Origin of the sequence: Amycolatopsis sp. cg13, from assembly GCF_041346965.1 — a bacterium.
In the GTDB taxonomy this organism is placed as follows: Bacteria; Actinomycetota; Actinomycetes; order Mycobacteriales; family Pseudonocardiaceae; genus Amycolatopsis.
This window is the reverse complement of record NZ_CP166848.1, coordinates 1,671,925-1,694,987: the sequence shown is the minus strand read 5'-3', so window position 1 is coordinate 1,694,987 and position 23,063 is coordinate 1,671,925. Positions and strand designations below refer to the sequence as shown.

Here is a 23,063-nt window from a genome sequence, read left to right as displayed (position 1 = left end):
CGGGCGGCTCCCGCCTCCATGTCCGAGATTGCGGTGTGCGAGTCGATAATTGCGCTCCGCGCCCGGCGTTGGCGGCACACCGGGACGGCACGCGGGTGTCAATTGTCCCGCCGCGCCAGCAGTGGAAAAGAGCTTCAGCAATTATCTTGCCGATAATTTTCCATTGCGAAAATCGAATGTAACGCCCGGTGTTTTCTTCTCGATTACGAGGCATCGCGGCGCGGCCGGATCTTCGGCGCCTCGAAATGATCAGTCGAACGAATCCCGGGGATGGGAAACGCATGTCGACAGAAAATGATGTCCGTCTCGAGGATTCCGATGCTTCCGTGCGCGATGCGCGGCGCCGGGTGCGGTGGCCGCTGCTGACTGTGGCCGGAGTTGTCCTGCTGGGCTTGTACTCCTGGTGGCTCGGGCCGGTCGCGCTCGTGGCGCCGTGGGACAATTTCATCCTGCTGGACGGCGGCTACCGGATCGCGCAGGGTCAAGTTCCCGGCACCGATTTCTCGAATGCCATCGGCCCGTTGGTCTATGTGCTCGCTTCGCTCGGCATTCAGCTGCAAGCAGTTCCATCGCTTGCCGCGGTCACGTACGGCTGTTTGCTGTTTCTCCCGGTCGCGGCCGTGCTCGCCGGATATGTTTCCCATCGGCGGTTGCCCGGCGGGTACGCGACCGGATTCACCGTCTTCATGGCATTGCTGGTCATTTCCGTCCGGCCGCCGGGCTACTCGCCGGGCACGACCACGTACGCGATGCTCTACAACAAGTTCGGCTGGCTGCTCTACTCCACGCTCCTGCTCGCCGTGCTGGTCCGGCCGCGCACGCGGCGACCGCTGGCCGACGGCGCTGTCCTCGGCCTTGTGCTCGGACTGCTCGCCTACGACAAGGCGAGCTTCTTCCTGATGGGCGTGGTCGCCGTCGTCCTCGGACTGTTCCTGCGGACCCTCGCCGCGCGGGAGATGCCTGGCCTGGCCGGCGGTTTCGGGCTGATCGTGGTGGTGTTCTGGCTGGGTTTCGGGATCAGTCCGGTCGGTTACGCGGGCGACGTCGCGACGGCGTTCGCCGCGCAGGGAAGCGGGAAGCGGCTGAGCATGCTGCTGCACGCCGTCGCGTACAACGCTTCGGTCGGCGCGCTCGCCTTGCTCGTCGTAGCCGGGCTTTTCTTCCTCGCCCGGCGGCGCGGAGAACCGGCTCGGCCGTGGCGCCTGCTCCTGATCACGCTGTTCGTGCTCGGTTCGAGCGTCGTGATCTCGGCCGCCAACAGCCCGGAGAAGTCCGACCTCGCCGCACTTGCCGTCATCCCGCTCGTGCTCGTGGCGGCGCTGAAACCGGAGCTGCCGCGCTGGACCGGAGGAGACGGTCGACGCCGGATTCCGGCGCCGTTGCTCGCCGGGCTCGTCCTGCTGCTCATCGTGACGACGGCGCCGATCGCCGGGAAGGACGCGCTGGCACTCGGCATCAGCGCGTCGCGCCGGGACCTCGTCGAAGCACCTCCGCAGTCGCAACGGATCACCAGCGCGCACCTCGGCGACTTCGTCGTCCCGCCGGACGCGACCTGGCAAACCGCCTACCGCACCGCTTCCGCCGTTCCAGCGATGCTCGACGACGGACTGGCGTTGCTGCGCCGCCACATCCGGCCCGGCGATCGCGTGGCCAGCATGTCCTTGGCCAACCCGTTCGCCTTCGCGCTCGACCTGGCCCCGGCGACCGGCGGCCCGCTCTGGTGGGACCTGGAGATCAGCTTCGACGAGCGCACTTACCCGCCGGCGGACCAGGTTTTCGGGGACGCGCAGTGGGTCATGGTGCCCAAGCTGCGGGCCGGACAGGGCTGCTGCCAGGACACTGTCGAGACGATGACCCGGATCTACGGCGGCTATCTGGCGCAGCACTTCCGGATGGCCGAGTCCACAGCGGACTGGACGCTTCTGGCCCGCTCCTGACCTTCGGCGATAAGCTCGGCCCGTGGACACGGGTGATTACCGGGCCGCGGTGACCGGGATCCTCGGCTCCGCGGCACAGGAAACTTCCGCCAGGCTGCAGCGGTTCTGGACCGCGGCGGGCGCCGAGGGCATCGTGATCGACGTCTTCGTGGACCAGGACGGCGAAGGCCCGTTCGACGTCTGGGCCCGGTTCGAAGGACCTGACGCGTTCGCGCTCGACCGCCGGTTCGACGACGATCGGCACCTTTTCGGCGTGGAGTGGGGTGAAGACGGCTGGGCGCCCGCGGTCCCACCCCGTCCGCGCGGATGGACGCGCGACGACCTCGAAGCGGCCGTCGTCGACGTCGTCACGGAGTGGATCACGCCGCTGATTCCCGCCGAGGCGCCCGAGGGCTTCTGGCGGATCGGTACCTTCGCGTGAGCGAGGGGCTTCCGGGCCGCCTGTCCTTCCGGACTGTCTACGGCGGACCGGCGATCCCGCTCGACGAACTCGTCACCCGCGTGGCGGCGCGCGTTCCCGACTTCGACCCGGAATCCGAGCGGGCCCGGTTCGCGTTCCTTTACGGCGCCCCAGACGCTGCGCCATCATGACGCACCCAGACATCGTGACCTACGAAGCTCTCCCGGCGGCATCCGGACGCGCGCACGCGCTGCGCACCCGCAAGCCGTCGGCGGCCCCAAGCGAACCGAGCGCACGCACCGGGAATGGGGCGTCCGGGAAAGACCGATGGGCCGCGACGGCAACGGGTATCGCTCGGTGAAGCTTCCTTCGCCGAACCACTAGGCCCGTTGAGGGAGTTGTTCAGGACTCGCCGAGCGCCTGCCCGGCCTTGGCCCAGTTCCCGCGCAGAGTGTCCAAATAGGACTGTGCCTGCGGGCCGGGTTTGGTCCCGCGCGCGAAGGTCTTCATCGCAGCGGGCCCCGCGTTGTAGCCGAGCGCGAGCAGTTCGTCGGAGGTGATCGAGCCGGACCGGTGCGGGGGCAGTTGCGCGGCCAGGTCGTGCAGGTACCAGGCTTCGGCCTGGATCGCGAGGTCCGGGTCGTCCGGCAGCTGGTCCCACGAGCGCCCGGCGAACGCCCGGCCCTTCTTCGTGGCGTTGAAGGTCGCCTCGTGCATGTTCGCGACCCCGAACGCCGCTCCCGGTTTCATCCGCTGCCAGGCGCGTTCGAGACCCGGGTCGTGCGGTTTGTACGACTCGTTGAACAGGATCGCCATGACCAGCCGCGGCGACACGCCCGCCTCCTGCGCCCGCGTCCGCGCCGTCGGGGCGAACCGTGCGGTGTCCTGGTTTCCGCCGAGTGCGGGGGAGGAAGCCTGCGTTGTCGGGGTCGCAGGTGCGGTTTCCGGCTGGGTCAAGGTGCCGGTGCAGGCGGCGAGGCACAGTCCCGGCACCGCCGCCGCCAGCCATCTTCGCCAATTCCGCATCGTGTCCGCCTTCCTCCTCGATGCTTCCACCTTGGCAGAAGACGGGCGGCCGACGCTCATGAGTCCTTGACACTTCTTCGGCACCCTGTGCGGCATGACCTTCCTTCGCATGGCCGTCGCCGCGCTGGCGCTGGCTTTGGTGACGATCCTGGCACCGCAGGCATCAGCCGCGCCGGGCGTCGGCGTTGTCGAGTACAACCTCGGCGACCAGGCTTTCCGCGATCCCACCGTGTCCGTGCCGATGGAGCTGGCCGCCGTCGTGCACTATCCGCGCGATCTCGGCGGCCGGCCGCATCCGCTGATCGTGCAGGAGCACGGCAGCTGGTGGAGCTGCGTGGACCCGGTCGCGAAGACGCCGGGCGGCGACTGGCCCTGCCCGCCGGGGCAGCGGACCCTGCCGAGCTACCGCGGCTACGACTACCTCGGCGAGAAGCTGGCCGAACGGGGTTTCGTCGTCGTGTCGATCAGCGCCAACGCCATCAACGCGCACCTCCTCGGCGACGAGGGCTACTTCGCCCGTGCCCACCTGGTCAACAAGCACCTGGAGCTGTGGCGCGACCTCGCCCGCGGCGAAGGACCCCTGGCGAGCACCCTCGGCCGGTTCCGCGGACACGTCGACCTCTCCCGCGCCGGAACGATGGGCCATTCGCGAGGCGGCAAGGGCGTGATGTGGCAGGCCTCCGACAAGCACACGCCCGAGTGGCCCGCCGGTGTCCGGATCCGCGCGGTCGTCCCGCTCGCGCCGGTCTACTTCAACTCCACCGAGGACGACAACACCGACGTGCTGGTGACCCGCGTGCCGTTCAAGGTGATCGTCAGCAGCTGCGACGGCGCGGTCGGCACCGTGGGGCTGCAGTACGTCAAAGACGCTGCCGGGAAGAATCCCGATGCGAGCTCGGTGACGCTCACCGGGGCGAACCACAACTTCTTCAACACGGAGTGGTCGCCCGGCAAGATCGGCGGGGAGGACGACGCGCCCGCGAACTGCGTCGGCAAGCTGACGCCGGCTCAGCAGCGCGGCGCCGCGGTTCGTGAGGTCGTGTCGTTCTTTTCTAGCCGCCTGCGGTAGGTCGGGACGGAGCGCGGTAGAGCGCCTCGATCTCTGCTGCGGTGCAGTTCCCGTCATCCACGGCCCTGCACCGCATTCCGGCGGCGACTCCGGATCTCCTCGCCCGCGTGGCGCAGCGCGGCGACCACAGCGGCAGTCTCGGCGTCCGGGTCAGGCAGAGTGACCGCCACAGTCGACCGTCCCGGCCAGGTCGGGTCGTCAACGTCGATGGTGGTCACTCCAGCCGGAATGGACAGGGCGGCGACCTCTGGCACCAGGCATACGCCCAGTCCAGCGGCGACCAGGCCGAGCCGGGCGGGCCAGCCGCGGACGGCGTGGCCGATGACCGGGTCGGCGAGGGTGGGCCAGGCCTGGAACTGGGGGTCGCCGCCGGTGGCTGCGCCGGCGATCCAGGTTTCGCCGGCCAGCTCCGCCACGGGGACGGCAGCGGCGGTCGCGAGCCGGTGGCCGGCGGGTACCGCGACGCACAGGCCGCCGGCGGACACGATCTCCTGTTCGAGGCCGGACAGGTCGTAGGCAGGGAGTCCGGTGCCGACGCCGATGACGGCTAGTGCCAAGCGCCGGGCGCGCAGTTGCCGCAGGAGGGTGGGCGTCGGTCCTTCGGCCAGCGTCACTTCGAGGCCGGGGTGTTCGGTGCGCAGGCGCGCGAGGGCCAGGGGGACCAGCACGGCGGTCGCGGCGGGGAAGGCGCCCAGTTTGATCCGGCCGGACAAGCGGTCGTCCAGGGCCGAGAGATCTTGGTGCAGCGCCTCGACTCCGGCCAGGATCCGGGCCGCGTGCTCCATCACGACGGTGCCCGCCGGGGTGAGCCGCACGCCGCGGCCTTCGCGGAGGAACAGCGCGGATCCGGTCGCGGTCTCCATCGCGGCGACTTGCCGCGAGATCGCCGGTTGCGAATAGCCGAGCAGGCGTGCCGCCGCGGTGAACGATCCGGTCAGCGCGATCTCCCGGACTGCCCGCAGGCCGGACACGGTTACTTCACCCATCCGGAAAGCGTATGGGTCCCATCATGAACTGTCATCCTGCGCATGGTGTTTTGTTGGCATGCTTGAGGTTGTCGAAGTCAGGCAGCCAAAAGGAGAAGATCATGTCGAGAAGCTGGTTCGTGACCGGTGCGTCCCGGGGGATGGGCCGGGAACTGGTCGAACAGGTGCTGGCGCGCGGTGACCGGGTCGCTGCCACGTTGCGTCGCCCGGAGCAGCTGGACGACCTCGCGAAACGGTACGGCGACCGCCTCTGGGTGCGGGCGCTGGACGTGACCGACACGCCGCGAGTGCGTGCCGTGGCCGAGGAGGCGTTCGCCGCGCACGGGCGCATCGACGTCGTCGTGTCCAACGCGGGCTACGGCGTGTTCGCCACGGCCGAGGACCTGACCGACGCGCAGATCGACCAGATGATCGCGACCAACCTGACCAGTTCGATCCAGCTCGCCCGCGCGGTGGTCCCGCGTCTGCGAGCGCAGGACGGCGGGCTGCTGATGCAGATGTCGAGCATGGGCGGACAGCTCGCCTTCCCGACGTTCTCGCTCTACCACGTGACCAAATGGGGCATCGAGGGCTTCTTCGACGCGCTGGCCGCCGAGGTGGCGCCGTTCGGCATCCGCACCACGCTGATCGAACCGGGCATGGTCCGCACCGGCTTCTTCGACGCGGCGACCCGGGTGCCGGTCAGCGCGCCGTACCGGGGTGGGCCAGCTGATCAGGAGCCGATCCCGGTCGAGGAGATGACCGACAGCCTGGAACGCACGGTCGCGGGCATCATCCGCGCGGCGGTGTCGCCGGAGCCGCCGCGGCGTCTGGTGCTGGGCTCGGATGCTTGGCGTCTGATGACCGGCGCGCTGCGGGAGCGGCTGGCGGAGGTCGAGTCCCAGCAAGAAAACGCGGCCACCGCGGATGTCGAGGACCTGCGCGTCAGCGCGGGCTAGCCAGCCGCTCCGGACGGATCAAGGGCGGGCCCCGGAAATTCCCCGCGCCGGGATGCCGCGCCAAGCAGTCCCCGGGGGAAGCTGTTCTCCCTTCATCACCAGGGACATCGCGTCCACCTCCGTGCGATCGCCGACCATGCTGTCGTACAGCACCACCGAGCGCGCGCCGACGCTCGCACCGGATCGGACGTCCACAGTGGACATTTTCATCACCCGGTCCTCGAAGAGGTGGGTCTGGAGCGACGTCGCCGGGCCGACGCAGACGTCGTCGCCGAGGCGGACCAGGTCGAATTCGGTCAGGTACGTCGTCGCGATCCAGCAGCGTTTGCCGATCCGCGCGCCGAACAGCCGCAGCAGCGGGCCCAGCAGCGGGGTGCCCGCCAGCGAGCCCAGCAAAGCGGGCACTGCGGCGGTTTCGTACAGCGCGGTGACGAATTCGGTGCGGCGCACGAACCGGCTCCACAGCGGTTCGACGCGCGGCCGGTACCGTCCGACGATCAGCCATTTCGCGGCGGCGACCGCGAGCACCACGCCGAATCCGCTCAGCAGGGCCGCGATCGGGGTCACGAGGACGGCGGCGAGCACGCCGGACGATTTCCCGGCCTGCAGCTGGGCGAGCAGCACGACGTAGCCGGCCGCGGCGAGCAGGCTGCCGGGGACCACGATCCGGAAGAACTCGATGACCAGCCGTTCCAGGACGCGCAGCCGGGTCGGGCGGAAGATCAGCTCGTCGGCGAACTGGCCGCTGTCCTGGCGGCGGGGGAGCCGGATCGGCGGGGTGCCGAGCCAGGACGTGCCGTCCGGGCTGCCGTCGGCGGGAGCCGCGGTGTGCACGCCGATCAGGCAGCCGTCGCCGACCGTGGCGCCGGAGCGCAGGAACGAGGCGTTGCCGAGGAACGACCTGGTCCCGACTGTCGTGCGGCCGACCGCCACCTGGCCGTGGCAGTACGTCGCGGCCCCGACCGCCGCCATATCGGCCACGAAGCTTTCCGCGCCGAGCGTGAGCAATCCGGGGTCGAGCTGGGAGGCCGTCGACACCTCGGCGCGCGGTCCGATGCGGGCGCCGAGCGCGCGCAGCCAGCCGGGCGTGTACAGCGTGGAGTAGAGCGAGTTGGTGGCGGCGAGGCTCGCGCCGAGGAGTTTGTCCGTGACCCACTTGCGCAGCCCGAACGAGGAGGCGACGTGCCGCACGCCGGGGCGGGTTACGGGGAGCACGAGCCGTTTGCCAGTGAAGACCACGAGGCACACGGTGGCCGCGGTGACCGGTCCGGCGAGCAGGCACGCCCACCACCCTCCGGCGACGCCGTGCGTGAGATACAGCCAGCTGCCGAGCGCGATGGCGGGAGCGAGGAACATCAGCGGCAGCAGTTCGATGCACAGCCAAGCTGCCGTGAACCGGGCCTGCAACGCCCGCGAAGGGGCTTGCCCGGGCCGGGCGCGCAAGGCGGCGACGAGCGGGTCGGTTTCCGCGCAACGCTGAGCAGGAGAACCGGACCAGTACTGCCCGGCCGGGATGCGCTGCCCGGCCGCCGCGGCCGACATTTCCGCGAGACCGGAGCCGACGTCGAGCTGGGCGCCCGGCTCGACGACCGCGTTCGCGCCGACGAAGACGCGGTCGCGCAGCACGACCGGCGCGATCTCGACCCGGTTGCCCCGCACCCGGACGTTCTGCACGTGCGCGCCGTAGCCGACGCTGACGTCCTCGCCGATCGTCAGCAGCGACGGCAGGCCCAGATTCGCGGTCGCGAGCTGGCAGTGCCGGCCCACCCGGGCGCCGAGGAGCCGCAAATACCAGGGCAGCAACGGAGATCCGCTCATCGAGCCGAGCGGGGCCATCGCCAGCAGTCCGCTCACGAGCCACACCCGGAAGTACGCGGCGCTCCACAATGGATACTCGCCCGGCCGGATCCCGCGCGACAGCAGGCGGACACCGGCGATCGGCAGCAGGAACCGTGCGGTCAGGTACAGCACGGGCGCGATCGCCACCAGCAGCCACACGGTGTTGAGCGACAGGACGCCCGCGCTGAGCCCGAGAATCGCCGCGGCCGGTCCGCCGAGCAGCAGGAGAAGCAGGCACAACGCACCGATCTGCGCGGTGCCCCAGCCGAACAGCCGCGCCCGGCCGACGCTCGGGGCCGGCTGGACCGGTTCGCGGCGCGAGTGCGCGGGCGCACGGTTCGCGAATGCCTTGGCGAGCGCGCGAATCGTGGGGTGGGCGTAGACGTCGGCGACGGAGGCGTCCGGTGCGACGCCCCGTTTCCGCAGCAGCGAAACCGCTCGGGCGGCCAGCAGCGAGTGGCCGCCGATGTCGTGGAAGAAATCAGCGGTCACCGACACGTCGGCGGTGCCGAGCAGCTCTGCCCACACCGCGGCGATCGCCCGTTCCGCGCCGGTTTCCGGGGCCACCGCGGCGACCGCGTGGAACCGCGCACCGGACGGGCTGGGAAGGCGGCCGCGGTCGACCTTGCCGCTGGGCATCATGGGCAGTTCGGCGAGCGTGTCGACGTAACCGGGGACCATCGGCGCGGGCAGCCGGTGGCGCAGGCTTTCCCGCAGCTGCGCGACGATCGCGTCCCGGTCGTGGGCGCCCCGGGTGAACGCGAGGTACGCGACGAGGTCCTCGGTCGGCGCGGCGGGATGCGGGGCGACGGCCGCCACCGCCACCTCCGCGTGCTCCATCAGGACGCTCTCGATCTCCTGGAGGTCGATGCGGTGGCCGCGGATCTTGACCTCGGAATCGGCCCGCCCGAGGTACTCGATCTCGCCGCCGGGCAGCACCCGGCCGAGGTCGCCGGTGCGGTAGAGCCTGCCCCCGCCGGTGATCCGCGGGTCGTCGAGGAACCGGTCGGCGGTCAGGTCCGGCCGGTTCAGGTAGCCGAGCGCGACGCCCGGACCGCCGATGCAGATCTCCCCGACGGCGCCGTCCGGGACCGGCCGCCGCCGCTCGTCCAGCAGCCGGATCCGGTAGGTCGGCAGGGCGCGGCCGATGGTGACCGGGCGGCCGGGAAGCAGTTCGCACCAGGTCGCGGTGACGGTCGCCTCGGTGGGCCCGTAGGTGTTGAGCATCCGGCGCCCCGGCCTGCTCCACCGCTGGACCAGTTCGGCGGGGCAGGCCTCGCCGCCGACGAGCAGGGTGCGGATGCCGGGCAGGTCGCGGTCCACTGTGGCCAGTACCGTGGGCACGCAGTACAGGACCGTGATGCGGTGCCGTTCCAGGAAATTCGCGAGACCGGAGCCGATGCGGTCGGCGCCGACCGGCCCCGCGACGAGCGTGGCTCCGGCCGCCCAGGTGGGCCAGACCTCCTCGATCGAGAAGTCGAACGCGATCGTCATGCCCTGGTACACGCGGTCGGTGCGGCGCACGCCGTAGACGTCCGCGACCACCCCGATGAAATTGCAGATGCTCGCCTGGCTGACCGCGACGCCTTTCGGCCGTCCGGTCGACCCCGAGGTGTAGATGACGTAGCACACCTCGCCGTCGACCGGCCAGAGCTGCGGCCGCGCCGGACTGGCCCGCATCGCGTCGGCGGCGAGTTCCCCGGGCTGGAGCACCGGGCAGCGGACCGCGCCGGCCGCCGAGGCCAGTTCGGGTGCGACGAGCAGGAGGTCGAGCGCGGCGTCGGCGGCGACGTAGGCGACGCGGTCCGCGGGCGCCGCGGGATCGATCGGCACGAACGCGGCCCCGGTCTTCAGCACCGCGAGCAACGCGACGTACATCGGCGTCGACCGGGGAATCAGGAGGCCGACCCGGCGGTGCGGGCCGATGCCGCGGCGGATGAGCACGTGCGCGAGCCGGTTCGCGTGCTCGTCCAGCTGACGGTAGGAGAGCTGGTCGCGCCCGCATTCGAGGGCGACGGCGTCCGGTGTCTCGTCGCACGCGCGCTCGAAGAATTCGTGCAACCGCGCCGGAACGGGCGCGCGGCGCGGAACCGGGCGGAGCTGCGCGGTGTCCTCGAGGGAAAGCGACAGTTCCTCGCTCACAAGGTTTTCCTTCTGCGGGGGATGGGTGTCGTGCGGTTCGCGCGGGAAATCCGTGCGGCGGAACACAAACGGCTCGCGATCAGGCCCCGGCGACCGAACCCGATGCCGCGAGCCTGGCCCGCACGGTTTTCCGGCAGGCATGCGGTGTCACGATGACGTGCTCCTCGTTCGCTCGGGACCCCAGGCGCGTCGCAGGCTATGAACGCGACGCTGTGAGAAGCCTGAGTAACCACGATCCGGTGGCCGGGAACACCAGCGACCGCCCCTCTCCTCCGCGGAGACGAGCCGACCGCCCCGCCCGTCCTCCTCCGGGACAAGGCACTTTCCTCAGCCCGGGCGATGCCGAGACCCCGGACCCAGTGACTGACTGTGGACGCAGGTACCGCGGCGAGAGGAAGAACGGCCATGCCAGGTGTCGAGTTGCCACCGCAACTGGTGGTGCAGCGCTGTATCCAGGGCTTCCAGCTCACTCAGACCGTCTACGCGGCCGCCCGGCTGGGCGTGGCCGATCTCCTCGCCGACGGGCCGTTGACGAGCAACGCACTGGCGGAGGCGACGGACGCGGACCCGGCTGCGCTGCACCGCTTGCTGCTGGCCCTGGTGGCTGCCGACCTGCTCGCGACCGAGCCCGACGGCCGGTTCGTGCTGACCGACGCCGGGCAGTTGCTGCGCGCCGGCGTGCCCGGTTCGGCGCGCAACCGGGCGTTGTTCTTCGGCGACCACGCGACCTGGAGCGTCTGGGGGGCGCTGCTGCATTGCGTCCAGACCGGAGAACCGGCTTACCCGCACGTCTTCGGGACGGACGTATGGCAGTACCGGGAACAGCATCCGGAAACCGCGGCGCTCTTCAACAACATCATGTCCGAATTGACGGCGATGAGTTCGGCCGCGTTGGTCCGGGCGTACGACTTCGCCTCGGCCGGAACCGTCGTCGACGTCGGCGGCGGGCACGGGCGGATGCTGGCGTCGATCCTCCAGGCGTTCCCGGGCATCCGGGGAGTGCTGTTCGACCTGCCGCGGACGGTGGCGGGGGCCGAGGAGCTCGCGGCGGTGCGGGATCGGTGCGAGGTCGTCGGCGGCGATCTGTTCGGCGAGGTTCCGGCCGGGTACGACACGTATCTGCTGTCCCGCGTGGTGCACGACTGGGACGACGAGCGCACAGTGGACATTCTCGCCCGCTGCCGCCGCGCGATGAAGCCGGACGGCAAGGTCCTGTTACTCGAACGGGTGGTTGCGGGCGAGCCGGATCTGGCGTCCGCGCTGTCGGATCTGACCATGCTGGTGGGCACCGGCGGCCGGGAGAGGACGGGCGACGAGTTCCGTGCCCTGCTCAGCCGGGCCGGGCTGCGCGTCACCGCGCTCACGCCGGTGCTGCACGGGCTCCAGGTGATCGAATCCGTGGCCGCACAGGAGGTTTGACCTCGCCGCGCCCGGGTGGTTCAGTGGCGCGATGACAGAGCTGGCGGGGTTGCTGGACGAGGCCGTCGAGGGATTCGGCGGCCTCGTTCGCGCGGTGGAGCCGGACCAGTGGCGGCTGCCGTCGCCGTGCCCCGACTTCACCGCGCTGGGCGTCGTGGAGCACGTCGTCGAAAGCCTGATCCAGTACGCCGATCTGGTGGACGCCAAGCGATTCGACACCGAGCTGACTGTCGAGCTCGCCGGTGCCGACGTGTTCGCTGCCTACCGGGCCGCGGCCGTCCGGGCGGTCGGCGTGTGGTCGCGGGAAGAAGTGCTCGCCGCCGAGCATCCGATGCCTTGGGGGCCGATGCCCGGCCGCGGCCTGCTCGGTTATCTCGTGCTGGAACACGTGGTGCACGGCTGGGATCTCGCCACCGCCACCGGACAGAAGAGTCCCTTCGGCGACGAGCTGGTCCGGGCCGTGGACGGCATCGCGCGCGGGCACCGCGAACAGGATCTGCGCCAGCCCTACATGTTCGCGGCCCCGGTGCCCGTTCCCGGCGGCGCGCCGCTGCTGGACCGTCTCGTCGGCTTCCTCGGCCGCCGTCCGTCCACTGTGGACTGACCTCCTCCCGGCGGAGGACGTCCGCCCGCCCGATCTCCTCCCGGCGGTCGCGCTCCCTGCCGACCTGCGGGCGATGCCGGCCGGACCTGTCGGCTGCGAATCTTTTCCCGGTGGGGCGATGAGTCCTGGCGGGAAGGGGATCGGCTGTGGCGGCGACCGAAGACGGCAGTGCGGTGACGGGCGAGGTCGAGGACCTGCTCGGTGCGGTGGGCACGAAGGTCCTGGCGCGGGACGGGCACACCTGCTTCGGCGATCTGGGCGTGGATTCGCTGGCCCGGCTGGAAATCTCGAAACGCGTGCAGGACCGCTACGGCAGCGACATCGAAGACCTGCTGACCGCGGAGACGACCCCGGTCGCACTGGGCGAGATCATCGGCGGCCTCGCCGCGCCGCGTCCGCCGGCCCGCGTCGAGAATCAGGTGGAGATCGCCGCGCCGATCGGCTACGTGTGGAACGCGGTCAACGACGTCCGCCGCTGGACCGAACTGTTCACCGAGTACGCCGCGGTGGAGGTGCTGGCCGAGGGCGAAAACTGGGTGACCTTCCGGCTCACACTCAACCCTGACGCGAACGGCGTCAGCTGGTCCTGGGTGTCGCGCCGCCGCTGGAACCGGGACAGCTGGACGGTCCGCGCGTGGCGGATCGAGCGCGGCAACTTCGCATTCATGCGGCTGCGCTGGACGTTCGAGGCGCTGGAGAAGGACCGCACCCGCATGACGTGGGCGCAGGAGTTCCGGATGAAGCCGTCCGCGCCGCTGGACGACGCCGCGATGACGCGTCGGCTAGACACGAACTCCGCGGCCCAGATGGAGATCATCGCCCGCCGGATCGAACAGCGCCGGGGCCGTCGGCGGACCTGGGACGACACGCCTTCGGTGCGCGGGCGCGGCGGCGACATGCGCACCCTGATCGGCCCGGCGGCGTGCGGATCCGCTTACGGCATCAGCGGATTCGTCGAACTGGCCCCGGGCGAGCGGATCGCCGAGCACCGGCATCCGTACTCCGAGGAGCACTTGCTGGTGGTGTCCGGACGGGCTGAGATCGACCTCGACGGCACGCCGGTCCCACTCGGGCCTCGCGAGGGGCTGCTGGTGCCGCGCGACGTCCGGCACCGGCTGCGCAACGCCGGCGACGGCCCGTTGACGGCGGTGTTCGCGCTGAGCCCGCTGGCCCCTCGCCCGGAACTCGGGCACGTGGACACCGAGTCCGGAGAGCAGTGATGACCCGTCGCACCGCGGTGACCGGCGTCGGCGTCTTCGCGCCCGGCGGCCCGGACCGGGAGGCCTTCTGGCGGCGGGTGCTGTCCGGCCGCCCGGCGATCCGCACGATCACCGCCTTCGACCCGGCGCCCTTCCGGTCCCGGATCGCCGCCGAATGCGACGACGTGCCGGACCTGCACGAGGACCGCTACGTCGCGATGGCGCTGGCCGCCGCGGACGAGGCGGTCGCCGACGCGGCGATCGATCTGTCCACACTGGACCCGTTCGAGGTCGGGGTGAGCATGGGCACCGCCGTCGGCGCGTCGGTCCGGCTGGAGGAGCAGTACGCGCTGGCGAGCGGCAACGGTCGCCTGTGGACAGTCGACGGCTCGCGGGTGACCGGCGATCTGTACCCGGCGCTGGTGCCGTCCAGCCTGGCGGCCGAGACCGCGATCCGGCTGCACGCCTGCGGTCCGGTCGTGACGGTGTCCACCGGCTGCACCTCCGGCATCGACGCCGTCGGCCTGGCACATGAGATGATCCTGGACGGCGAAGCCGACGTCGTGCTCGCCGGTGCGTCCGACGCGCCGGTCACGCCGATCACCGCAGCCTCGTTCGACGCCATCCGCGCCACCAGCCCGCTCAACGACGACCCCGCGCGGGCCTCCCGTCCGTTCGACGCCACCCGGGAAGGGTTCGTGCTCGGCGAAGGCGCGGCAGTGCTGGTGCTGGAAGAGCTGTCGGCGGCGCGACGGCGAGGCGCGCGCGTGTACTGCGAACTGTCCGGCTACGCGGGCCGTGCCAACTCGTTTCACATGACCGGTCTCAAACCGGACGGCACCGAGATGGCTGAAGCGATCCGGATCGCCCTGCGGCAAGCCGGGCTCGCGCCGGAGCAGATCGACTACATCAGCGCGCACGGCTCCGGCACGAAGCAGAACGACCGGCACGAAACCGCCGCGTTCAAACTGGCCCTCGGCGACCACGCCCGCCGCACGCCGATCAGCTCGATCAAGGCCGTCGTCGGGCATTCGCTCGGCGCTATCGGGGCCATCGAAACGGCTGCCTGCGTACTGGCGATCCGCGACCGCGTGGTGCCGCCGACCGCGAACCTGCGCACCCCGTCGCCCGAATGCGACCTCGACTACGTGCCGCTGGTCGCGCGGGAGCACCGGGTCCGGCACGCGTTGTCGGTGGGCAGCGGATTCGGCGGCTTCCAATCCGCGATGGTGCTGTCGGAGCTCTCGGGCGGGGCCTCGTGAATCCCGTCGTGATCACCGGCCTCGGCGTCGTCGCGCCGAACGGCGTCGGCACGCAGCAGCAGTGGAAAGCCACGCTGGCCAAGCAGAGCGGCATCGCCCCGCTGCCGGCCGAGGTGCACGGCGGGTCCGGGCTGCGCTTCGGCGGCCAGGTGCCCGACTTCGACCCGGACGAGTTCGTCCTTCCCCAGCAACGGGTTCAGACCGACCGGTGGACCTGGTTCTGCCTGGCCGCGGCGCAGCTCTGTTTCGCCGACGCCGAACTCGACCTCGATCGCGCCGATCCCTACTGCCTTTCGGTGGTCACGCCGAGTTCCACCGGCGGCAACGTCTTCGGGCAGCGGGAGCTGCAGTCGCTGTGGTCACAGGGTCCTCGAGCCGTCACCGCCTACCAGTCCATCGCCTGGTTCTACGCCGCCAGCGCCGGGCAACTGTCCATCCGGCACGGTCTGCGGGGCCGCTGCGCGGTGACCGCGGCGGACGGCGCGGGCGGGCTCGCCGCGGCGGGCGCGGCGCTGCGGATGCTCCGCACCGACCCGGGCCAGCGGATCCTCGTGGCGGGCGGCGAGGCGCCGTTCTCGCCTTACTCCATGGTGTGCCACCAGCGGCGGGCCGACCTGAGCCGGTCGGGGGAGTACCAGCCGTTCCGCACTCCCGCCACCGGCGGCGTGCTCGGCGAGGGCGGGGCCGCTTTGCTCGTCGAGACCCTGGAGTCGGCGACCGCGCGGAACGCACCCGGCCGCTACTGCGAACTCGCCGCCGTCGTCAGCACGCACGACGCCCACGACCAGACTGAGGCTCCGCACACTCCCGGCGCTCTCGTCGCCGCGATCACCCGTGCGCTGCGCCGAGCCGACGTCGCTCCGGACGAGGTCGACGTGGTGTTCGCCGACGGCAACGGTGCCGCCGACTGGGACCGCCTCGAACTGACTGCCCTGCGTGCCTGCTTCGGCGACGGGTTCGCCGACGTGCCGGTCGCGGTGCCCAAAACCATGACCGGCCGCCTCAACTCCGCCGGTGCGCTGCTGGATTTGTGCTGGGCCGCGCAGGCTTTGGCCTACGACATCGCGCCGCCCGCGCTGGGCGGCGCCGACGGGCCGCTGGCGGTGACCGGCGAGCCGTGCTTCGCCGCCGGGCTGAACACCGCGCTCGTCATCGCCCGGGGAGCGGGCGGGTTCAACGCGGCGGCCGTGCTCAAGTCGATCGGGGGCCGGGCATGACCACAATGGACATTGCCGCGACGATCGTCGACCTCAGCATGCCGGTCGCCGACCTCCCGTTCGACCCGGGCGTGGTCCGGATCAAACCGTGGACGCACAAGGACGGCCCGCGCCGGATCGGGCGCAAGGCGGCCTTCTCCCGGCAGTTGCCGCTCCCGACCCGGATGCGGCGCGCGGCGGGGTATCTCACCGGTCGCCGGCGGATCGACGAGCGCAGCTTCCCGGACGGATTGTTCCTCGGCAACGAATTCCTGACGCTGTCGGTGCACGCGGGCACCCACATGGACGCGCCGTTCCACTATGGACCGACCTGCGAAGGCGGTGCCGCCAAACGGATCCACGAGATCCCGCTGGACTGGTGCGTCGGCCCCGGCGTGGTGCTGACGCTCACCCACCGCGAGGCGGGCGAGTCGATCACCGCCGACGACCTCGCCGGCGAACTGGACCGGATCGGCCACGAGCTCTCGCCCGGCGAGATCGTGCTGCTGCGCACCGGATCCGACCGGCTGTGGCCGACCCCCGCGTACTTCGGCGGCCACCCGGGCATGACCGTTCCCGCCCTGGAGTTCCTGCTGGACCGCGGGATCAAGGTGATCGGCACCGACGCGGCGGGCTTCGACCTGCCCGCCGGGGTCATGATCGAACGCTATTACCGCACCGGCGACCGGACGCACCTGTGGCCGTGCCACCTGTACGGCCGTCGCCGCGAGTACCTGCAGATCGAGCGGATGGGCGGTTTGGACCGGTTGGTGCGGCCGACCGGTTTCACCGTGTGCTGTTTGCCGATCAACGTCCGAGACGCCGGTGCGGGCTGGGTGCGGCCGGTCGCGCTCGTGCCCGCTGATGCGAGTGAGGGGTGACATGCGTGTCTTGTTGATCGCCACCAACCGGGAGTCCCGCCCGTCCTACGCGGTGCCCGCCGGGGTGGCCTACCTCCAGAACGCCCTGCTCGAAGCCGGGCACGAGGCGCGGATCCTCGACCTGTGCTTCGAACCGGACGAACGGCTCGGGCCGCTCGTCGCCGAGACCGTGCGGGAGTTCGATCCGGCGCTGATCGGGGTGTCCATCCGCAACGTGGACAACGAGACTTACCTGCGCTACCGGGGAAATCTCGGCGACGTCCGCATCGTGATCGAGGCCTGTCGCGACACCTCGGCCGCTCCCGTCGTGCTGGGCGGCTCGGCGTTTTCGCTGATGCCCACCGAAATCATGCACGTGCTGGGCGTCGATCTCGGCGTGGTCGGCGAGGGCGAACCGGCGATCGTGGCGCTGGCCGACGCGATCGGCAAGGGCGAGCCGATCGACAGCGCGCCCGGGCTGATCCGGCTGGTCGACGGCGAACTGGTCTCGGCCGACCCGGCGCGGGTCGCCGACCCGGCGAGCATCCGGGCCCCGCGCACGTTCGTGCCGGATCCGCGCTACTTCAGTATGAAGGTGGTCGGCCCGCAGCCGACATACGGCATCCAGACCAAACGCGGCTGCACCTTTCGCTGTTCGTACTGCCCGGTGCCGTCGATCGAGGGCAAACGGTTCCGGCTGCGCTCGCCGAAGGAGATCGTGGACGAGATGCGGCACGTCCGGGATCTGGCGGGGGTGCGGCGGTTCTTCATCACCGACAGCATCTTCAACCTGCCCCGGCGGCACGCGATCGCGGTCTGCCGCGAGCTGATCAAGGCCGATCTCGGCGTCGGCTGGATGGCCTACACCAACCCGTTGCAGTACGACGACGAGCTGACCGGCCTTTTCAAAGAAGCCGGTTGCGAAACGCTGAATTTCGGCTTGGACGCCGGCTGCGACGAGATGCTCACCAGCCTGCAAAAGGACTTCAGCCGCGCGGACATCGTCAACGCCACCGCCTGCGCGCACCGTTCCGGGCTGCGCATCGTGCATTCCCTGCTGCTGGGCGGGCCGGGGGAGACCGTCGACACGGTGAAGTCCACTTTGGACACAATGGCCGAATGCCGTCCGCACGTGCTCACCATCGCCTTCGGCATCCGGCTCTACCCGCAGACCCCGCTGTGGCACGCGCTGGGCAAGGCCGAGGGCAGCGTGGACATGCTGATGCCGCTGTTCTATGTGGACGAAGCGCTCGGCGGGGACGAGTGCTCGCGGATCCTCCGGCTCATCGACGCCTTCATCGCCGAGCACCCGGAGGTGATGGTGCGGATGAACTTCGACCAGAACAAGCTCGCGGCCGAGGTGGCCGCCAGTTCGCTGCGCGTTTCCAAGACACAGGGGTGAGTCGATGACAGCAACCCGGGAACCCGCGCTGCCGTTCGCGGCACGGGACCGCTACCCGATCATGTGCTACCCGATGCCGTGGGCGCCGCCGGACCACGCGGCGATCGCCGGGCAGATGGGCCTGGCCGCGCCGGCCCCGACGCCCGGGCCGAAGGCGATGTACATGCACATCCCGTTCTGCCAGTACCTGTGCGGGTTCTGCCCGTTCGTCAAGTACAAGCAGGACCCCGAACGCATCCGGCAGTACGTCGTCGACCTCAAGCGGGAGATGGACAACTACGCCACCGCCGCGTACTTCGACGGCGCTTCGTTCGGTTCGCTGTACATGGGCGGCGGCACCGCCAGCATCCTCGAGCCGGAGCAGTTGGCCGACCTGGTGGGGCACGCCCGGCAGCGGTTCTCGTTCGTCGGCGACGCGGAGTTCACCCTTGAATGCAGCCCGATCACCGTGACGGAGGACAAGCTCCGGCAGGTCGCGGCGGCCGGGATCAACCGGGTCAGCTTCGGCGTGCAGACCTTCGACGACGAGATCGGCCGGGCCAGCGACGTCGCCCAGGACGGCGACACCTCGCGCCGGGTGATCGGCTGGGCCCAGTCCGCGGGCATCGACCACATCAGCATCGACCTGATCTACAACCTGCCCGGCCAGACCGCGGCGCACGTCCGGTCCGACATCGAGAGCGCGCTGGCCGCGGGCGTCAAGCAGGTCACCATGTTCCCGCTGTCGGTGATGCCGCACACCAAGCTGTTCCGGGACGTCCACGAGCGCAAGATCGCCAGCGTCGGCGAACTCGGCCACGAGCTGGAACTGGCCCGCGCGGCCACCGACCACCTCGGCGACCTCGGGCTGGTGCAGACGTCCGTGCCGGACTTCTCGCTGCCGGAGGTCACCTACCGGCACGCGCGCATCCACTTCGAGCAGTTCGAGGACCTGCTCGGGCTGGGAGCCGGCGCGATGGGCACGGTCAACGAGTACACCTACGTCAACGTCGCCGAGCTCAAACGCTATCGCGAACTCACCGAGCGCGGCCTGCCGCCGATCAACGCCGGACAGCAGACGCCCGAACCGGAAAAGCCGCGCGCCACCATGGCGATGGGCCTGCGCATGCTCGAGGTCAAGCGCGCCACGTTCGTCGCCCGGCACGGCGCGCAGCCCGAGGACCTGTTCGGCCCGTTGCTGGCCGAACTGGCGGAGCGGGACCTGATCACCGTCGACGAGGACGGCGTGCGGCTGACGCCGACCGGCACGTTGTTCGGCTACGACGTGGCCAAGGCCTTCTACTCCGACGAGATCAAGGCCGTCGGGCAGAAACTCGCCGAATCGCTCGCTCGCAAGCGGGACGTCATCGACCTGGACATCAAGGCCTCTGGAGGTGCCGCGTGAGCACGCCGACCATTCCCTACGCCAGCCGCGAGCGGATCTGCGTTTCGCACTACCCGCTGCCGGAAGCTCCGCCCCAGCCGGCTGATTTGGCCGCGTTGATGGAGCTCGACCAGCCGAACCCGCGCCCCGGCCAGAACGCGATGTACGTGCACATCCCGTTCTGCGACAAGATCTGCAACTTCTGCCCGTTCAACAAGCAGCTGATGGACGAGGCGAAGATGGACGCCTACCTGCTGCGGCTGAACTCCGAGGTCTCCCGGTACGCCGAGACCCGGCGGGTGTCCTCGATGACGTTCGGGTCGCTGGCGATCGGCGGCGGCACGCCCAGCTGCATGACCGCCCGGCAGATGGCCGGTTTCCTGGAGCACTGCCAGGACCGGCTGCGCTTCGCCGACGACGCCGAGTTCAGCATCGAGGGCAACCCGTCCAACTTCACCTACGACAAGCTCGTGGCCGCGCGGGAGGCGGGCTGCAACCGGATCAGCTTCGGCGTGCAGACGTTCAACGACGCGTTCGCCGCCACACTGGAGATCCCGCAAGAGCCGGAAACGTCCCGCGAGGCGACCCGGCTGGCCCGCCGGGCCGGCTACGACAACGTGGGCATCGACCTGATCTACAACCTCCCCGGCCAGACCGTCGAACAGTGGCGGGCCGACGTGCAGGAGGCCATCGACTGGCACTACGACCACGTCACCCTGTTCTCGCTGATCATCCCGCCGTTCACCCGCCTGCACTCGCTGATCGACAAGGACAAGCTGGCCCGCCCCGGCGACCACGAGCACGAGGTGACGCTCTACCGGCTCGCCTCGCAGATGCTGCGCGACGCCGGTTACGAGCAGTACTCGGTGTACGACTTCGCTTTGCCCGGCAAGATCAACAAACACGCGGTGCTGTATTTCTCCGAACAGCGCGACCTGCTGGGCGTCGGCGCCGCCGCGTTCGGCTACCTGGGCCGGTACATGTACGTCAACAAGGGCCCGCTGGCGGAGTACGAGGGCTGCGTGGACGGCGGCGATCTCCCGGTGCTGATCGGCTCGAAGGCCGACCGCGACGAGGAAATGTGCGGGCAGATGGCCAAGGGGCTGCGCCTGTTCAGCGTCGACCGCCGGATGTTCCGCGAGCTGTTCGACCGCGACGCGGTGGAGGTGTTCGCCGAGCAGATCGCCCGGCTGACCGCACAGGGCCTGCTCGTCGTCACCGACGAGGCGATCTCGCTCACCGAAGAAGGCGTGTTCTGGGGCAACAACGTCTGCCGCGAGTTCTTCTCCGAGCGCTTCGCCCAGGTCGAGGCGATCCCGCGCGAGGTGCTCGCCCGCGGGCGGCTGCTCAAGGACGGCCAGAAGATGCCGAAGCGGCTGGATCGCTGACATGCGGACGAAGAACGTGCTCGGCATCTGCGGCTCGCCCAAGACCAGCGGGCCCAGCGCGAGCGAATTCCTGTGCCGGCAGGCGATGCGCGGCGCCGAGGAGGTCGGGGCCGCGACCCGGGTGATCCGGCTGGTCGACTACCCGATCGTCGACTGCGACGGTTGCGGCGATTGCATGAACCGCACGCCGTGCCATCTGTTCAAACGGCCCGAGGACCGCTACATCCAGCTGTACAAGCACATCAAATGGGCCGACGCGTTCGTGTTCGCCTCGCCGGTCTACGCGCTCGGGCTGCCCTTCACCTGGAAGCAGTGGCTGGACCGGTGCGAGCCGGCCAATGCCGACGAACTCCAGTACCAGTACTACAACTACGAGGTCGCCGCGGACGTGAAGGGCACCGCGTTCCAGGGCAAGGTGGCCGCGCAGATCGTCACCTCCGCGGGCATCGGGCAGGAATGGGCGATGGCGAGCCTGATGCCGTTGTGGACGAACGTGAAGCTGTCGGTGATCGCCAGCGTCGGGCTGAGCCTGATCGAGTTCGACGAGCAGCCGGGCATCCGCACCAAACCGTGGGGCCAGGGCGTGGAGAACGCCGAGTACGCGATCGAGATCAGCAGGCAGATCGGCCGCCGGGTCGCGGACGCGATCGGCTTCTCCACCTTCAACGTCAACGGCTCGTCGCCGAGGCTGGGCCGCAGCGACGGCCGGGACATCAGCGAGCAGTTGACGTTGCTCACGGATCTGGCCGACCACCCGGCCGACGTCTCGGACGGCCCGGGCGACCTGACCGTGCTGGTGGTCGCGGGGCAGGCGAAGAGCGAGGAGGCGCAGCAGCGCATCGAGCGGATCCGCAAGCTGGCCCCGCAGCTGGACGTCCGGCTGGTGGCGGTGGTGGACCAGCTGCCGCATTTCATCACCCGCGACTTCGTGAAGGACAAGATCGCCGGACAGGGCCACCAGGTGCCGGTGCTGCTGGACTGGGACCGGGGGTTCAGCGGCGAGCTGGGCCTGTCGGCGAACGTGGAGCCTTACCTGATCGTGGTGGACCGCCTCGGCCGCCTGGTCCGGCAGATCTCCGGCACGCACACCACGCGCGACGCCGTCACCGAGGTGCTGGCGGTGAGCCGCGACGCCGCGGGCCAGAGCCCGGTGCCGGTGTCGGTCGAGATCGGGATGGGAGAACCCACATGACGCGAGAGCTGACCGCGCGCACCGCGGAGGGCAAGGTGGTCACGCTGCCGGACGGAGCCCAGCTCTTCGTCCGGGTGGACCACGGCGACCCGCGCGCGACGCCGATGGTGTTCCTGCACGGAAACCGGGACAATCACACGCATTTCGCCGAATTGGCGGCCCGGCTTTCGGGGGAACGACCGTGCGCGAGCGTGGACCTGCGCGGGCACGGGCTGTCCTCCAAAGAGGATGTTCCGCTGTCCGCCCAGCAGTGCGCCGACGACCTGGCGGCCGTGCTGGACGCGCTGGGTTGGCGCCGGGCCGTCGTGGTGGGACACTCGCTCGGTTCGGTGACCGCCATGGTTTTCGCGCTGGACCGACCGGTTCGGGTCAGCTCGCTGGTGCTGATGGGGGCGGCCGCGCACTACGAGATGAAGTGGAAGCGTCCGCCGGTCACCGAGGAGACCTACCGGGATGTCATCGCGGAATCCAACGAACGGGCGGGCCCGTTCTTCTTCCTGCCGCAGTACCCCGAGGTCGCGAAACGGGTCATCGCGAGCTGGTCGTGGGTGCCGTTCTCCGTGCACCGCAACCTCATTCAGCTGCGGCACCCTGATTTGAGGGAACGCATCGCCGGCATCGCCGCGCCCACTCTGGTGATCGCGGGCGAGTGGGACCGGAGCACTCCGGTCAGCAGCGCCGAACTCCTCGCCGAGCGCATTCCCGATGCGCGGCTGCACGTGGTTTCCGACGCTGGTCATTTCATGTTTCTGGAACACCCGGCCGAGGTCGCTTCGGCGATCCGGGACTTCGTGTCCGGCCCGTCGGGCGGATAACCCTTCCGCACGCGATGGCCCTGCCG

The 23,063-nt window shown here is 70.3% G+C and carries 20 protein-coding genes; 17 read left to right on the top strand and 3 right to left on the bottom strand.

The genetic code is table 11. From position 1 onward, the window contains the following. Window positions 1–326 precede the first annotated feature (326 nt). Genes AB5I40_RS07515 through AB5I40_RS07500 form a run of 4 tightly spaced genes read left to right on the top strand, consistent with a single transcriptional unit; the run spans window position 327 to window position 2,698 of the window. Window positions 327–1,937: a hypothetical protein gene (locus AB5I40_RS07515; RefSeq protein WP_370937699.1), complete on the top strand. Its 1,611-nt coding sequence runs from the start codon at window positions 327–329 to the stop codon at window positions 1,935–1,937. 22 nt (window positions 1,938–1,959) lie between these two features. Beyond that, window positions 1,960–2,358, top strand: coding sequence for a DUF6389 family protein (locus AB5I40_RS07510; RefSeq protein ID WP_370937698.1), 399 nt, complete (start codon window positions 1,960–1,962; stop codon window positions 2,356–2,358). Then, window positions 2,355–2,528, top strand: coding sequence for a hypothetical protein (locus tag AB5I40_RS07505; RefSeq protein ID WP_370937697.1), 174 nt, complete (start codon window positions 2,355–2,357; stop codon window positions 2,526–2,528). Before AB5I40_RS07510 ends, AB5I40_RS07505 begins: the two co-directional genes overlap by 4 nt. Next, window positions 2,525–2,698, top strand: a complete 174-nt coding sequence (locus tag AB5I40_RS07500; RefSeq protein ID WP_370937696.1) for a hypothetical protein — start codon at window positions 2,525–2,527, stop codon at window positions 2,696–2,698. Before AB5I40_RS07505 ends, AB5I40_RS07500 begins: the two co-directional genes overlap by 4 nt. 41 nt (window positions 2,699–2,739) lie before the next feature. Here AB5I40_RS07500 and AB5I40_RS07495 read toward each other — a convergent pair whose 3' ends face one another. Further along, window positions 2,740–3,363, bottom strand: coding sequence for a transglycosylase SLT domain-containing protein (locus AB5I40_RS07495; protein ID WP_370937695.1), 624 nt, complete (start codon window positions 3,361–3,363; stop codon window positions 2,740–2,742). A 94-nt stretch (window positions 3,364–3,457) separates the two neighbouring features. On the opposite strand from AB5I40_RS07495, the gene AB5I40_RS07490 reads away from it, so the two are divergent. After that, on the top strand, window positions 3,458–4,432 hold the full coding sequence (locus AB5I40_RS07490) for an alpha/beta hydrolase family protein (RefSeq protein ID WP_370937694.1): 975 nt from the start codon (window positions 3,458–3,460) through the stop codon (window positions 4,430–4,432). 53 nt (window positions 4,433–4,485) lie between these two features. Here the strand turns inward: AB5I40_RS07490 and AB5I40_RS07485 are convergent, their stop codons facing one another. Next, window positions 4,486–5,418, bottom strand: coding sequence for a LysR family transcriptional regulator (locus AB5I40_RS07485; RefSeq protein ID WP_370937693.1), 933 nt, complete (start codon window positions 5,416–5,418; stop codon window positions 4,486–4,488). A 101-nt stretch (window positions 5,419–5,519) separates the two neighbouring features. Here AB5I40_RS07485 and AB5I40_RS07480 point away from each other — a divergent pair, with 101 nt between their 5' ends. Further along, a complete protein-coding gene (locus tag AB5I40_RS07480) occupies window positions 5,520–6,356 on the top strand; it encodes an SDR family oxidoreductase (protein ID WP_370937692.1) in 837 nt (278 codons plus the stop codon). 18 nt (window positions 6,357–6,374) lie between these two features. On the opposite strand, the gene AB5I40_RS07475 is transcribed toward AB5I40_RS07480, so the two are convergent. Then, a complete protein-coding gene (locus tag AB5I40_RS07475) occupies window positions 6,375–10,337 on the bottom strand; it encodes a Pls/PosA family non-ribosomal peptide synthetase (RefSeq protein ID WP_370937691.1) in 3,963 nt (1,320 codons plus the stop codon). A 405-nt stretch (window positions 10,338–10,742) separates the two neighbouring features. On the opposite strand from AB5I40_RS07475, the gene AB5I40_RS07470 reads away from it, so the two are divergent. The 11 genes from AB5I40_RS07470 to AB5I40_RS07420 all read left to right on the top strand — a co-directional run bounded on the left by AB5I40_RS07470 (window position 10,743) and on the right by AB5I40_RS07420 (window position 23,037). Then, window positions 10,743–11,756 (top strand): methyltransferase, encoded by a 1,014-nt coding sequence (locus AB5I40_RS07470; RefSeq protein WP_370937690.1) that lies wholly within the window; start codon window positions 10,743–10,745, stop codon window positions 11,754–11,756. A gap of 31 nt (window positions 11,757–11,787) precedes the next feature. Beyond that, a complete protein-coding gene (locus tag AB5I40_RS07465; RefSeq protein WP_370937689.1) occupies window positions 11,788–12,360 on the top strand; it encodes a TIGR03086 family metal-binding protein in 573 nt (190 codons plus the stop codon). Window positions 12,361–12,506: 146 nt separating this feature from the next. Then, window positions 12,507–13,580, top strand: coding sequence for a cupin domain-containing protein (locus tag AB5I40_RS07460; RefSeq protein WP_370937688.1), 1,074 nt, complete (start codon window positions 12,507–12,509; stop codon window positions 13,578–13,580). Further along, window positions 13,580–14,821: a beta-ketoacyl synthase gene (locus AB5I40_RS07455; RefSeq protein ID WP_370937687.1), complete on the top strand. Its 1,242-nt coding sequence runs from the start codon at window positions 13,580–13,582 to the stop codon at window positions 14,819–14,821. Before AB5I40_RS07460 ends, AB5I40_RS07455 begins: the two co-directional genes overlap by 1 nt. Continuing rightward, entirely contained in the window at window positions 14,818–16,038 is a 1,221-nt protein-coding gene (locus AB5I40_RS07450; RefSeq protein WP_370937686.1) for a beta-ketoacyl synthase N-terminal-like domain-containing protein, read from the top strand. The genes AB5I40_RS07455 and AB5I40_RS07450 overlap by 4 nt, the downstream gene beginning before the upstream one ends. Continuing rightward, entirely contained in the window at window positions 16,035–16,898 is an 864-nt protein-coding gene (locus AB5I40_RS07445; protein ID WP_370937685.1) for a cyclase family protein, read from the top strand. The genes AB5I40_RS07450 and AB5I40_RS07445 overlap by 4 nt, the downstream gene beginning before the upstream one ends. Window position 16,899: 1 nt before the next feature. Continuing rightward, entirely contained in the window at window positions 16,900–18,279 is a 1,380-nt protein-coding gene (locus AB5I40_RS07440; RefSeq protein WP_370937684.1) for a radical SAM protein, read from the top strand. A 4-nt stretch (window positions 18,280–18,283) separates the two neighbouring features. Then, complete coding sequence (locus AB5I40_RS07435; protein ID WP_370937683.1) at window positions 18,284–19,663, top strand: coproporphyrinogen-III oxidase family protein; 1,380 nt, start codon at window positions 18,284–18,286, stop codon at window positions 19,661–19,663. After that, window positions 19,660–21,030, top strand: coding sequence for a radical SAM family heme chaperone HemW (gene hemW, locus AB5I40_RS07430; protein ID WP_370937682.1), 1,371 nt, complete (start codon window positions 19,660–19,662; stop codon window positions 21,028–21,030). The genes AB5I40_RS07435 and hemW overlap by 4 nt, the downstream gene beginning before the upstream one ends. A gap of 1 nt (window position 21,031) precedes the next feature. Further along, on the top strand, window positions 21,032–22,222 hold the full coding sequence (locus AB5I40_RS07425; RefSeq protein WP_370937681.1) for a flavodoxin family protein: 1,191 nt from the start codon (window positions 21,032–21,034) through the stop codon (window positions 22,220–22,222). Continuing rightward, window positions 22,219–23,037: an alpha/beta fold hydrolase gene (locus tag AB5I40_RS07420; protein ID WP_370937680.1), complete on the top strand. Its 819-nt coding sequence runs from the start codon at window positions 22,219–22,221 to the stop codon at window positions 23,035–23,037. Before AB5I40_RS07425 ends, AB5I40_RS07420 begins: the two co-directional genes overlap by 4 nt. The last annotated feature ends 26 nt before the right edge of the window (window positions 23,038–23,063 follow it).

Coding starts and splice junctions, on each gene's coding strand:
- AB5I40_RS07500 (WP_370937696.1), top strand. CDS start 2,525: ATGACGCACCCAGACATCGTGACCTACGAAGCTCTCCCGGCGGCATCC.
- AB5I40_RS07495 (WP_370937695.1), bottom strand. CDS start 3,363: ATGCGGAATTGGCGAAGATGGCTGGCGGCGGCGGTGCCGGGACTGTGC.
- AB5I40_RS07490 (WP_370937694.1), top strand. CDS start 3,458: ATGACCTTCCTTCGCATGGCCGTCGCCGCGCTGGCGCTGGCTTTGGTG.
- AB5I40_RS07485 (WP_370937693.1), bottom strand. CDS start 5,418: ATGGGTGAAGTAACCGTGTCCGGCCTGCGGGCAGTCCGGGAGATCGCG.
- AB5I40_RS07480 (WP_370937692.1), top strand. CDS start 5,520: ATGTCGAGAAGCTGGTTCGTGACCGGTGCGTCCCGGGGGATGGGCCGG.
- AB5I40_RS07470 (WP_370937690.1), top strand. CDS start 10,743: ATGCCAGGTGTCGAGTTGCCACCGCAACTGGTGGTGCAGCGCTGTATC.
- AB5I40_RS07465 (WP_370937689.1), top strand. CDS start 11,788: ATGACAGAGCTGGCGGGGTTGCTGGACGAGGCCGTCGAGGGATTCGGC.
- AB5I40_RS07455 (WP_370937687.1), top strand. CDS start 13,580: ATGACCCGTCGCACCGCGGTGACCGGCGTCGGCGTCTTCGCGCCCGGC.
- AB5I40_RS07445 (WP_370937685.1), top strand. CDS start 16,035: ATGACCACAATGGACATTGCCGCGACGATCGTCGACCTCAGCATGCCG.
- AB5I40_RS07440 (WP_370937684.1), top strand. CDS start 16,900: ATGCGTGTCTTGTTGATCGCCACCAACCGGGAGTCCCGCCCGTCCTAC.
- AB5I40_RS07435 (WP_370937683.1), top strand. CDS start 18,284: ATGACAGCAACCCGGGAACCCGCGCTGCCGTTCGCGGCACGGGACCGC.
- AB5I40_RS07425 (WP_370937681.1), top strand. CDS start 21,032: ATGCGGACGAAGAACGTGCTCGGCATCTGCGGCTCGCCCAAGACCAGC.
- AB5I40_RS07420 (WP_370937680.1), top strand. CDS start 22,219: ATGACGCGAGAGCTGACCGCGCGCACCGCGGAGGGCAAGGTGGTCACG.